Annotated in this window: 6 protein-coding genes; all 6 read left to right on the top strand. The window is 36.5% G+C overall.

The annotated features are described in order from the left end of the window. Positions 1 to 19 precede the first annotated feature (19 nt). The 6 genes from MS2017_RS07515 to MS2017_RS07490 all read left to right on the top strand — a co-directional run bounded on the left by MS2017_RS07515 (position 20) and on the right by MS2017_RS07490 (position 13,544). Positions 20 to 1,468: a TrkH family potassium uptake protein gene (locus tag MS2017_RS07515; protein WP_071563532.1), complete on the top strand. Its 1,449-nt coding sequence runs from the start codon at positions 20 to 22 to the stop codon at positions 1,466 to 1,468. Between the two features lie 169 nt (positions 1,469 to 1,637). After that, positions 1,638 to 7,814 carry a calcium-binding protein gene (locus MS2017_RS07510; RefSeq protein ID WP_122951798.1) on the top strand — a complete coding sequence of 2,059 codons (6,177 nt, stop codon included), beginning with the start codon at positions 1,638 to 1,640 and terminating at the stop codon, positions 7,812 to 7,814. A 50-nt stretch (positions 7,815 to 7,864) separates the two neighbouring features. Next, a complete protein-coding gene (locus MS2017_RS07505; protein WP_164707660.1) occupies positions 7,865 to 9,382 on the top strand; it encodes a TolC family protein in 1,518 nt (505 codons plus the stop codon). A 35-nt stretch (positions 9,383 to 9,417) separates the two neighbouring features. After that, a complete protein-coding gene (locus MS2017_RS07500; RefSeq protein WP_122951797.1) occupies positions 9,418 to 11,583 on the top strand; it encodes an ATP-binding cassette domain-containing protein in 2,166 nt (721 codons plus the stop codon). After that, a complete protein-coding gene (locus tag MS2017_RS07495) occupies positions 11,580 to 12,749 on the top strand; it encodes a beta-barrel domain-containing protein (RefSeq protein WP_122951796.1) in 1,170 nt (389 codons plus the stop codon). The genes MS2017_RS07500 and MS2017_RS07495 overlap by 4 nt, the downstream gene beginning before the upstream one ends. Further along, on the top strand, positions 12,750 to 13,544 hold the full coding sequence (locus tag MS2017_RS07490; protein ID WP_071563536.1) for a DUF2927 domain-containing protein: 795 nt from the start codon (positions 12,750 to 12,752) through the stop codon (positions 13,542 to 13,544). It begins immediately after the preceding gene. The last annotated feature ends 50 nt before the right edge of the window (positions 13,545 to 13,594 follow it).

Below are 13,594 nucleotides of genomic sequence, written 5' to 3'. Positions count from 1 at the left end.
CCATTAATTTTTAATTCTTATGCAACTTAATATCGTATTCAAAACCATCGGCCTGTTACTAATGATTTTTAGTTTAACGCAATTGCCGCCGATATTGGTGGATTTGATTTATGCCGAGCAACAATATGCTGTTTTTTTAATCGCATTATTACTCACATTAGGCAGCGGGTTGTTGTTGTGGTTAAAATTTAAAAATACCAAAGAAAAGTTTAGGATTCGTGAAGGTATTTTAGTGGTAGTAAGTTTTTGGTTTGTATTGTCACTCTTTGCCACCATTCCATTTTTACTCTCAGATGCCTTGCAAATGTCCTTTAGCGATGCATTCTTTGAATCAATGTCAGGGCTTACCACTACGGGCGCCACTGTGATTGTTGGGCTGGATGAATTGCCTAAAGCAATCCTATATTATCGTCAACAACTTCAATGGCTCGGTGGCATGGGTATTATTGTCTTGGCATTGGCAATTTTGCCGATGTTAGGGGTTAGCGGGGTAGAGCTTTACCATGCTGAATCTAGTGGCATTTCCAAAGACAGATTAACGCCAAAACTTGCTCAAACTGCCAAAGTTTTATGGTTGATTTATATCGGTTTTACCATTGCTTGTGCATTGGGGTATTATTTGGCAGGAATGAATGTTTTTGATGCCGTTGGACACAGTTTTGCCACCGTTGCAATAGGGGGTTTTTCTACCCATGATGCTTCTATTGGGTATTTTGATTCCGTTGCCGTAGAGTCGGTTGCAGTGGTGTTTATGTTCTTAGCAGGTATCAATTTTTCACTGCATTTTTTTGTTTGGCGTTCCAATCATATTAATCATTATTATCACGATTCAGAATTTAGAGCTTATGTGGTGTTTTTAAGTCTTTTGATTGTGGTAATATCCCTTTACTTAATCAACACAGGGCAATATCAAAGCCCCTTTGAAGCACTAAGATACAGTATCTTTCAAAGCGTCTCTATGGCAACCACCACGGGTTTTGCTTCTGCCAATTTTTCAGCATGGGCATTTATGTTGCCAGTATTGTTAATTTTTTCTAGTTTTGTGGGTGCTTGCGCTGGTTCAACAGGCGGCGGTATTAAAGTCGTTAGAATATTGCTAATGTTTAAACTTGCCGCCAAAGAAATCAAAAAATTCATCCATCCTAATGCCCAAATTAACATCAAACTGAATAAGCGTAGTGTTGCTGAAAACACGCTAGTATCGGTCTGGGGCTTCTTTTCTCTGTATATTATCGCCTTTGTTTTTATTATGGTCGCACTAATGCTTTCAGGGCTTGATCAAGTTAGTAGTTTTTCAGCTACTGCTGCCAGTATCAATAATCTGGGTCCAGGATTGGGCAAAGTGGCTGCCAATTACAGTAGTATTAGTGATAGTGCCAAATGGATTTTGAGTTTTTCTATGCTTCTTGGGCGTTTGGAAATTTTAACCTTGATGGCGCTTTTACACAGGGCTTTTTGGCGTTTTTAATTTTTTTAAGATGTTTTAAATAATGAATTGATTGACTGTATAATGATTGATTTTTATTATTTCTTTAATGCTTATTTTTTTTATAAATTTAAGTTAGGGTGAAGTGTTTGCATACTTGTTATTTTATTGAGCATGGGCGATATTATTTAGGATTATTTAGGATTATTTTATGGAAGTTAAGCAACAAGTGGAAGTTAAAGAGCAAGTAATTAGAGCGGTTAAAACTGTTAAATTAGAATCGCTTCAACAGCAAAACATTGTTATAGAACAGACACAATCCAAACACATTAAAGTTGAATCGGGCAATGCTTATCAAGTAATTTTACAAAAGCACGACACTTCGCTAGAAATAGATTTTAATGTCTTGGCAAAAAAACAAGGCAGTGATTTGGTGCTGCTATTGGATGATCAAACCACAGTTATCTTCGATGATTATTTTACAGTTTGCTTAGATGGCGCTTTAGGTTGTGTGGTGTCTTTACCTTCTGAAGGTGGCTTGTATCATGTTTCTGATGCGCAATTTAAGGTGCTTGATGATGGCACCGAATTGGTTTATTTTTACGGCGACCCTAGTGCCTTAAAAGGTATTCTTGCGGACTCTCCTGATAACGGTACTCTAGCAGATTTTGTTGAGCAGTATAAAGAAGAGAGTTCTTCTCTTTATTCATATACGACATTAGGTTTAGGTGCATTGGCTGTCATTGCATTTGTAGCAAGTAATAATTCTGATGATGACGATGGCTCAACTAAATTTACTGTTTCAGGCAATATTAGTGCTGGACAAGTGGTTGAAGGGCACGATTTAACATTAAGAGTTTATGATAAATATGACGAAGAGGTAGATTCTGATAAAGCAACTATTGAAGACAATGGCTCGTTTTCTATCAATATTACAAAGGAATATACAGGGTATTTAATCGTCAAAGTTACCAGTAGTGGTGGAAAAAAAGACTATCTCGATGAAGGCACTAATGAAGAAAAAAGTTTATCCACTTCATTTAGAGCAATTATTAAAGCAGAAGGCACAAAAGATATTACCGTCATGGTAAATCCGCTAACTGAGATTGTGGTGCGTAAAATATTTAGCGAAGTAGATGGAGCGTCCAATGGTCAAGGGGAGTTAAAGGATGTGGATGATGTAGAGGCTAGTCTTGCCACTGCCAATACTGCGGTCAACAAAGCATTCCAAATGGACAATGTAGACATTAGTAGTACTCAACCTGCGATAATTAATGCTGATAGTTATGACAGTTCTGCCAGCACTAACGCCAAGGCATTGGGGTATATATTATCAGGTATTTCTGGCATGGAAACCTATGACCGCAAGGGTAAATTAGACAGCGAAAAAGACACTGCTGAAGTTTTAAAAACAATAGTTGAGGCAATTGATGATAATGGCGTGCTAAAAGAAATTGTAAAAGCAGATTTTTTAGCAGGTTTAAATCAAGCAGATAAAGAGACAAACCCAGGTGAAGATGATGTACCCAGCAGTTATAGTGAACAATTTAAGAGCATTATTACCTACGCTGGAATAAAAATTAGCAACGATAAGGACGCATTAGGTGAGAATGACAATGATTTTCTTACGAACACCGAACAGCAGACTATCACTGCAACCCTTAAGGTGGCATTGTCAGGCGATGAAGAGCTTTGGGGTAGTGTAGACAGCGGTGCAACTTGGAAAAATATTAATAAAAATAATGAAATTAGTGATCGTGATATTTCATGGAATGTAGATTTGCAAGAGGGTGAATACATTATTCAATTTGCAATTACTGCAGATACAGCAACAAAAGAAACGGTAAATTATCATGTTAAAGGCGAAATTGCTTTACAATCTTATACATTAGATACCACAGCACCAGAAAAGGTGACGATTGAAAAAGTGATTACCGAAGACAATATTAATCTTGCTAGTGGCGAAACAACTAACGATGAAACGCCAATTATTCGCATTTCCTTAAAGAATGGTAACAATACTATTGCAGAAAAAGACGATAGAATTCAGATAAAAGTAGATGACGGAACGGGCTACACCCACTCTAAATATGTAACACTGAGTGAGAATGATATTGAGAAAGGCTGGAAAGAAATTGAGTTAAACCCCTTGAATTCAAGTGAAGATAATGACAATAAGGAATATAAATTTAAAGCATATATAATTGACCAAGCAGGCAATAAGAATGAATTAGCAGACGAGTATTCAATTATCTATGATGGTAAGGTTGAGGCTTTAACGCTGGCATTAAAAGAAGACACAGGTGTAAGCACTACGGATGAAATTACCAGCAATAAAACAATAATAATTGGCAATATTGAAGAAGGCGCTAAAGTTGAATATATTTTAGATGGTGGTGACGAATGGCAAACACTTGCAAGTAATAAGATTAATTATGCTGATGATAAAGGCATAGCGCAGATTGATTTGGCACAAGATGCCATTTATAAAATGGGCAGCGTTAAAGTCAGACAAACAGATGGTGCAGGTAATACCAATACGAGTAATGACATTGCAAAAAATGCGGAGAATTGGGTAATTGACAAGACAGCGGCCAAATATGAAAAAGACGATAAACTGGATTTTGTCAGAATTTTTGGAAATGATGATAGTTCTATAGTGAAAGAAGTTCGCATCACACTAAAATTTGATGAAGACATTGAAATTCCCGATAATTTTAATAAGGATTCTTTTGAAATCTCTGGTTTTAATAACGGAGTAGAAACATCTAAAACAATTAGCAAGGTTGAAATAGATGACACAGACAGCAAAAAAGTTGTCATTTATATTTCAGGTGATGTAACTGAAAAGAATATTACTTTATTGTATAAGTTAATCGTTGACGCACAGCCTTTGCAAGATAAAGCAGGCAATGCCATTGCTACGATTGCCCAAAGTATTTATTCATTAGATCAGGACGAACCAGGAAAGATAACAATTCAAGAAGCAATCGCTAATAACAATAATTCCCTTAGTAGTGGAAAAACAACCAATGACCGTTCAGTAAGTATTCGTATTGATTTAAACACCGATAATTTGCCAGAAAATGCGAGAGCAAAATCAGGTGATAAAATTCAGATACTAGAAGATGGCTTTCATTCTCAATATGTAACCTTAGATAGAGTTGATATTAACAATAAATACAAAGTTGTAGAGTTGTTAGAATTCAATACAGGTGGCGGTAATAGTGATGAAACCTATATTTTTACAGCAAGAGTTATTGATCAATCGGGTAATATAGGCACCTTGTCATCTGAGTTTTTAATTACTTATGACAGTCATGTTGATGCATTGACATTGCACTTGAATGATACAGGAGTTGATGATAGTGACGGCATTAGCAATAATAGGATAGTAGAAATTAACAATGTCGAAAATGGAGCCACAGTAGAATATAGTTTAAATAATACTGATTGGATAACACTTAATAATAACAATGGTTTTTCGTTTAGTTTGGGAGAGAACAGTAGTTACGAAAGTCGTAGTGTTCAGGTGAGGCAGACTGATAAAGCTGGCAATGTGAGTAGTGTTAACAATACAAAAGCATGGCAAATAGACAATACAGCACCCACCTATGAAAAAGACGATACATTGGATTTTGTCAGAATTTTAGGAGATGATAATAGTAACGATAGCACTAAAGTGAAAGAAGTTCGCATTACGCTAAAATTTGATGAAGAGATTATCAAGCCCACTGATTTTAGTAACAATTCCTTTATTGTTCAGAGTTTTGACAGCGAAGACTCTCTTACAGATCAAGTAATCAATAGGGTTGAGATAAACGATAAAAAAGTTATGATTTATGTGTCAGGTGATATAAGTGAAAACAACATTAAACTGTCCTCTTCAAGAGCCAATAATATAGTTTTTTTGCAAGATAAAGCAGGCAATTCTATTGCCAATATTGAAGCAAGTTCCTATGCGCTAGATAATACAAAACCAGCAAAGGTAACGATTGAAAAAGCAACCTCTAATGACAAAAATAATATTGCTAATGGAGACACAACCAACAACAGTTTAATAATAATTCGTGTTAATTTAGAAGGCACTGATGCAAAATCAGACGATAAAATTCAGATATTACAAGATGGTTCTCACTCTATGTATGTAACACTGAGTGAAAATGATATTAGTAATAAATATAAAAATATTAACTTACCATCATTAAGTTCTGGCGATAACCAAGATGATAAAACCTATATTTTCGAAGCGAGAGTTATTGATCAAGTGGGTAACCTAGGGATATTGTCAGAGAAGTTTTTAATTACTTACGATACTAAAGTTACTGGGTTAGAGTTGCGCTTGAATGATACAGGGTTTAGAGATGATGACGGTATCACTAATAGTAAAACGATAGTAATTGATAATATTGAAGAAGATGCGGTGGTGGAATATACTTTGAACAATAGAGATTGGATAACGATCAATAACGCAAGTAACGCAAGTAAATTCACGATTAATTTAGAAGAAAATGGTAATTATAGCCGTGGCTCTATTAGGGCGAAACAGACTGATGAAGCTGGCAATGTAAGCAATGTAAGGAATTTGAATGATTGGCAAATAGATAACACAAAGGCCATTTATGAGTTAGACAGTGAATTAGATTTTGTTAGAATTTTTGAAGATGATCAGAGTACGGTGAAAGAGACTAAGATTACATTGACATTTGATGAGAACATTATAAAGCCCGCTACTTTTAGAAAGGAGTCTTTCGCTATCAAAGTTGGTGATAGTGAATCAATGCAAGCAATAGATAGAGTTGAAGTTATTGATAAAAAAGTATCTATTTATTTCTCAGGTGACATAATGTCATCATCAGCAACAAATGAAATCAGTATAGCCTATGAGGTTCAAGCCGACATTAAGGAAAATTTACAAGATATAGCAGGCAATAGTATTGCCCCCATAGTAGAGAAAAGTTACAGCATTGACAAGGTAAATCCTCTACAGCCAAGTATTGTCAGCATTATAGACGATCGAGGAACAACTACTGGCGAAGTGGGTGTTGGACAAATAACAGATGACAGTTCTTTGCAGATTCAAGTTTCTCTTGAAAAGGATAGTCAGGTCAATGCTGTTGCAGGTGATATTTTATTTTTTTACAATGATGGGAAGAATTTAGAAACGATCTACGAACTTACTGCTCAAGATGTTGACAACAAAATTGCATCACTCACATTGAATTTTGACACTTCAGCAGAAGGAGAAACTTATAAATTAGGCGTTAGAATTCGTGATAAATCAGGTAATATGAGTAACATGTCTGAATTAAAAGAATTTACTGTTGATGCTCAAGTTGCTCAGGCAACTATCAATCTTAAATTTGATACAGGTGTTAATTTTTCAGATAGAATAACCAGTAGTGCTGAGATTGAAGTAAGCAATATCGAAAAAGACGCAACTTGGCAATATTCTGTTGATGGTGGCGATAATTGGAAAGAGGGTAATGGGGGTAAAACCAGTCACTCATTAACCGATGAGTTTTCTTTTGATTTGGAGCAAAATAAAACTTATGACAGTCAAGATATTCAAGTTCGACAAACAGATCGCACAGGTAATACAAATGGTGATTCTGATCATACTGCTATCTCTCATTTTTCCCAAGAAATTACAACTGACAACATAAGTCCTGAATACCAGTCACAAACAAGATTGGCAAATAGCAAACAAATTGCATTAGGTTTTAGTGAAGATTTATATGTTTACAGCACATCAGGAACGAGTGACTCAGATGTAACAAGCGCTTTTGTGGTTAAGATTAATGACATCACAACTACTGTTGTCAAAGTGGCATATAATGGTAAAAATGCAATACTTACCCTGAGCTCAAATTTTAAAGATAACGATACAATAACAATTGAGTATCAACAGTCTGAAATTGCTGATGGGAGTACCACTGATCAAAAATATAGTTTGCAAGACAAAGCAGGTAATTTGGTTGATGATTTCAAGGTGGGTGACTCAAGTGCTGATAATTTGACAGCTAAGGCGGGTGTTAACAATACAATTATTGGCAATGGCGGTAATGATACTTTGAGTGGTGGCACTGGTATTGATACCTTTGATTATAACGCCACAACTGATGGTAACGATACCATTGATAACTTTACCAATGGTAGTGATAAGTTGGATTTTAAAGATTTATTGGATGGCTATGATTCAAATTCTACTTTGGATAGTTTTATCAGGAGCGAGGATAGTGGTGGAAAAACAGTGGTAAAAGTTGATGCTAATGGTGCTATAGGTAATGACGGCTCATTTGTGGCTGATATTGAGATTACTTTAACTGGCGTTACAGGTATTGATTTAACCACTATGATAAATAATGGTGATTTAATCGTTTTATGATTTTAAATAATAAAATAACAATTACTGCACTTTTGCTTTGCGCTTTAGTGATGAATGCCAATGCGCGAACTAATGGTGCGTTTAGTTTGCCAAATTTAATCAACAAAGCGATTGCTTATCATCCCAGTATTAAAAGTAGCGTTTTTTTAGAGAATTCTGCCAAGGATGAGATAACTGGTGCTAAGTGGCGTTATTTTCCCACACCTAGTTTCTCAGTTAAACAAGTTAAAGCCTCTAGTACAGATATTAATTATGGTGGTGATGAGCGCATTGCGCTGCTTAGTTTTTCTCAGCCTTTATGGGCAGGTGGCGCAATTGATGCGAGATTAGAAAATTCTAGAGAAAAATTCTCTGTCGCACATGAGTCAACGAGAATTGCGGAGCGTGACTTGGCATTAAAAGTAATTAAAGCCTACAGTCGTTGGTATGACAGTTTTTTAAAGAAAGAGGCTTATGGCAAAAGCAAAAAAGAGCATGATATGCTTAATGTGCGTCTAAAGCGTCGTATTGAACAAGGTTTGTCTTCGATAAGTGATCTGAAGTTGGCGACTTCACGCACCACTCAATCGGGTACAAATTTAAATTCTGCGATTATTCAGCATGAAAATGCTTTGCGTAATTTAGAGGAATTGTTAGGCCTAAAACTTGATCCAGAAGCGCTAATTAGAGATTTTTATATTATTGAGTTTGGCAATAACTTGGAAAAACTTAAAAGTAGAGCCTTATTACTTAGCCCTCAAATTAAAAAAAATCAAGCTGAAAGTCGGGCATTAAAGTCTGAATTAAAACAAGCCAAAGCCAGCCTTTATCCTGGTATTAATCTAAGAGTTGAACGCCAATGGGGTGATTTTACGCGGGCTGAAAGCAGTCCACAGGATCGTATATTCCTTGAGTTAAACAGTAGTTTTGGCGCTGGTTTGTCTAGTTTGTCACAGGTTAAACAAATCAAACATCGTTACAAATCTGCACAGTCAAAAATTCAAGACGCAAAAAATAAAATTGCACAGCAAATTGAATTAGATTGGGCATCTTCCAAATCTTACAAGCAACAACAAGAATTGTTGTTGATCTCATTAGAAAATATAAAAGAAGTGCAGAAGTCTTGGTATCGGCAGTTTTTAGCAGGTAGAAAGCAATGGAACGATGTGATGACTTCCATTCGCGAGGTATCGCAATTAGAAGCGCAATTAGCGAATGTTTACGCTGAAACGGCAACTGTTAATTGGCGGATTTTTATTTATGTGAAGCGTATGAATAACATTCTTAAGCCATTTTCTAACACCAAACCTAAAAGGACGCTTAATTCAAGTAAAACATTGTGGCGACCGGGGGTAGAGAATGTGCCTCAGGCAGGTATTTCTGATAAAGTATTGGATCTCATCTTTACTAAAGATGAAGATGAAGTGGATAAAATTGTTTGGTCTGCTGATGTTGAAACACATCAAAACATTATCAAAACAGTAAAAGACAATGGTTTTAGTAATTTTATCAAAAAAATGGACAACTGGTCACCAAGTAAAAAAACATCTGACAAGTCTATTCAATTCTCGCCAAAAGGTGAAAAATAAATAATGACAAATATTAATATAATTAAGGACATTCAATGAGAAACAGTTTACTTACTAGCCTTCAGCGTTTAGCACAACTCCAGCGCTCCCGTTTTGATAGGGTGGAACTTCAACAAGTCGTTGAGGATGAATTTAATGAGTCGGTTGCCAAGTTGGCAATGTTAAAAGGCATTTGCTCAGAATTACTCCTGCGAACGCCTAAAAAAATAAAAACTATTAACGATCCATCAATATTACCCATGTTGATTTTTGATAAAGATCAGGGCTGGGGTGTGCTTAAAAGTCATAATGCCAAGGGCGAGTGGATTGGCGAGTGGTTTTCTGCGGATCAACACACTTGGTTAGAGTTGGTCATTGAGGATTTAGAGGAGTACGAATTATTTGCCCTCAATATGAAGAAAAAACTTGATGTTGGCAAAAGTCGAATTTTTCAGATGGTTAAGAATGAAATTATTATTCATAAAAAATGGCTGATTAACGCTTCTGTGGCAGGCGTATTTATTAATATTGTTGCGGTAGCCAGTGCTTTTTATTCAATGCAAGTATATGACCGAGTTGTGCCGACAGGTGCTGCCCAAACTTTAATGGTATTAACCATTGGTGTGCTGGTGTTGACGCTATTAGATTTTATTGCTAAATTAACGCGTGCAGGTTTGTATGAAAAACTGATTGAAAACATTGATAGACGACTGTCCAGAGATGTGTATAAACGCTTTTTAGCATTGCGTATGGATCAATTGCCAAAAAGTGTGGGTAGTTTAGCATCGCAAATGCGTGGCTATGAATCGGTACGCTCTTTCTTGTCTTCTATTACCACTTATTTAGTTGTGGATGTGCCATTTGTTTTATTTTATGTTTTATTGATTGTTGTTATTGCAGGTAAATTGGCATTTGTGCCGGTTGCATTTTTCTTTGTTGCCACTGCAACAGGCTTATATTTTCATGCAAAGATTGAAAAATTAGCAGACAATATTAACGAATCAGTTAACCTTAGAGTGGGTATGTTGGTGGAGTCAGTTGAAGGGGCAGAAACCATTAAATCAGGGCAAGGCGGTTGGCGTATGCTTTCAAATTGGATGAATGTGACTGATGAAGGGCGTGGCTACGACTTAGAAATGAAGCGTATGACCGACCAATCTCAATATATGGTGGCATTGTTTCAGCAGTCCTCATTTGTGATTATGGTGGCATTTGGTGCAATGATGATTGGTGGTGGCGGTTTAACCATGGGTGGATTGATTGCTTGTTCGATTCTATCAGGTAGAATTTTAGCACCTGTTGCGCAAATTCCAGCACAGTTAGTGCAGTGGGCAAACACCAAGTCGGCGATTAAATCTCTAGATGTGATTTGGGAATTAAAGTGCGACCATGATGGCATTGAACAACCTATTGTGCCCGATAATTTAAAAACTGATTTCTTTATTGAGGAAAAAACACAGTTTAATTATGGCAATAAGGTGGCATTGGCATTACCAGAAATGACTATTAAATCAGGTGAGAAGATTGGTGTTTTAGGGCCAATTGGCTCGGGAAAAACCTCATTACTTCGTTTGCTGAGTGGTATGTATAAGCCCAATGCAGGCAGGATTTTAATGAATGACATTGATTTGGCACACATCTCAAAACCTGTATTATCTGAAAATATTGGTTTTTTACAGCAAGAAGGTCGTTTGTTTAAAGGTACTGTGAGAGAAAATCTAATCCTTGGGCTGGTTGATCCCGGTGATGAAAAGATTTTAGCGGTATCAAAAATAACGGGATTACTAGATAGCGTTATTTCTGCCAGTGAAAAAGGGTTGGAGCATGAAATTTCTGAAGGCGGATTGGGGTTGTCTGGCGGTCAAAAGCAGTTATTAAATCTTACTCGTGTGGTATTGAGAGAGCCAAGAATATGGTTGTTAGATGAGCCAACAGCATCGGTTGATAGAAATCTAGAGGCTTTGTTAATTGCTATGTTTAAGAAAACCATTAGACCAGAAGATACGCTGGTTTTGGTTACTCATAAGATGGAAATGATAGAATTGGTTGATCGCTTGATTGTGGTTAATAAAAATCAAATTATTATGGATGGTCCAAAAGCAGAAGTGATTGCAGCACTCTCTGGTAAGTCACAAGGGGGCGCGTCACAACAAGGGCAGCCACAGCAGCAAGCTCAACAAGCACAAGTAACGCAAGCGCAACCAAAAGAGGAAAAATCATGAGTCTAGAGAAAATTTTATTAAAAATTGAGCATTCGTTTTCGGTACCTTATGTATTGTTGAGCGCCTTGTTTGCTTTTATCTTGTGGGCAACCATCTTTGATATTGATGAAACTGTGCGCTCCCAAGGTAAAGTAGTGGCAAATGGCAGTAATCAAATTATTCAAGTGGCAGATGGCGGTGTTTTGTCTAAGCTTTTGGTGAAAGAGGGTGAGAAGGTTATCCAAGGTCAATTATTGGCAACGCTAGAGAATGACCGTGCACAAGCGGGTTATTACGAAATTGAATCTCAAGTAGCACATTTAAAGTCAGAGTTGGCAAGATCGCAAGCTATTTTGCTAAGAGCACCACTGGTATTTGACAAACTAACAAAAAAATATCCTGATTTTATAAAGGCTCAAACTGCTTTGTATAAACAACAAAAACATTCCCTAGAACAAGAAGTATCCATTCTAAAAGAGAGTCTTGATATTAGCATTGAAGAGTGGAGAATCAATGAAACCTTAGAAAAAAATGGTGATGTGGGGCAATTAGAAGTGTTAAGAGTTAAGCAAAAAATGCTAGACTTTAGGCGTAGATTGGCCGATACTGAAAACAAGTATTATGAAAAAGCCAGTACCGAAGTTAAAAAAATAGAAGGCGAGTTGGCAGGTGTTTTGCATAAGTTAAAAAAACAACAAAGTGTTTTGGAATACACCAGTGTTCATTCTCCTGTGAATGGTATTGTTAAAGATTTAAAGGTAACAACCGTAGGTGGCGTGTTGCGTTCGGGTGAGCAGTTGATGGAAATATCTCCCTCACAAGGTGGTGTGATTTTAGAGGCAAAAATTGCCCCTGTAGATATTGGTCGATTAATTCCTGGTATGTTAGCAACGATTAAACTTGATGCTTTTGATTATACGATTTTTGGTGGCTTAAAGGGCACAGTGACTTATATTAGTTCGGATACTTTGTTAGATAAAGACCCCTCGGGCAGAGAAACGGCTTTTTATCAAGTTAACATTAAAATTGAAGGTCCAGAGCATGATGAAAACGAAAAATCTAAGTTAATTAAGCCGAAGCTTGGTATGTCAGGTACGGTTGATGTTAAAGTTGGTACGCGCTCTTTGTTTACCTACCTTATCAAGCCTATCTCTCGTGGATTTGGCGGCGCGCTTAACGAAAAGTAAGTGGTTATTAAATCCGCTCTATTTAAAATTGGGTTAGGGTTTTTATCGGTTGTTTTTTTATCAATAACTTATGCCAGTAATTGGCAAGGTGCATCGTGGCAATCTAAAGACTATATAAAAAAAGCCTTTTTTGAAATCGCCTACAAAAATGAATACCGTAAAGGAGCAAGTAATCTAAGGCGCTGGAAAAATCGTATTCAATATAAAGTTGAGTATTTTGAACTTCCAGCAGATTTTGAAATGGCTGAAAATTTGATTGATGAGCATTTTAAAGACTTGTCTGATATTACTGCCTTGCCGATTGTCAAAAGTGATTATTATGCCAACTTTAAAATTATTCTCACCAAGCGTTCATATTACAAAGAAGCCATTGAGAAATACACCAGCACTACAATAAAAAATATTGACACTAAATCTAATTGCTTGTTGTTTATTAAACACAGGCATTATGAATTGGTCGATGCTACCGTTATTATTCCTGTTGATCACGCTATGCGTTATGGTTTGTTGCCTGCTTGTATCGTAGAGGAGCTTGCTCAAGCCATGGGTTTACCAAATGATTCTGATTGGGTTAACCCTTCGGTGGCAAATGACAAAAGTGTATTGGATTTATTGTCAGGGCTAGATTATTTAATGTTGAAGATATTATATGACCAGCGCCTTAGAATTGGTATGAGCGTCAAGCAAAGCATCCCTATTGTTGATAAAATATTACTTGATTTTGAGCAACAAGGTTTAATTAAGAATGCGATAGCAAAAGCACGAGAACTGAGGCTTAGTCGGCAATTGGAATAATGCCATTTTCAAAAATCAACCAAACAATCTAGTGCCTATCCTTATCTCAA

Source organism: Bathymodiolus thermophilus thioautotrophic gill symbiont, assembly GCF_003711265.1.
Classification (GTDB): Bacteria; Pseudomonadota; Gammaproteobacteria; order PS1; family Pseudothioglobaceae; genus Thiodubiliella.
This window is presented reverse-complemented; position numbering and strand designations above follow the sequence as displayed.

Excerpts from the sequence above, each read along its gene's own strand:
- MS2017_RS07510 (WP_122951798.1), top strand. The coding sequence starts at position 1,638 with ATGGAAGTTAAGCAACAAGTGGAAGTTAAAGAGCAAGTAATTAGAGCG.
- MS2017_RS07495 (WP_122951796.1), top strand. The coding sequence starts at position 11,580 with ATGAGTCTAGAGAAAATTTTATTAAAAATTGAGCATTCGTTTTCGGTA.
- MS2017_RS07500 (WP_122951797.1), top strand. The coding sequence starts at position 9,418 with ATGAGAAACAGTTTACTTACTAGCCTTCAGCGTTTAGCACAACTCCAG.
- MS2017_RS07515 (WP_071563532.1), top strand. The coding sequence starts at position 20 with ATGCAACTTAATATCGTATTCAAAACCATCGGCCTGTTACTAATGATT.
- MS2017_RS07505 (WP_164707660.1), top strand. The coding sequence starts at position 7,865 with ATGAATGCCAATGCGCGAACTAATGGTGCGTTTAGTTTGCCAAATTTA.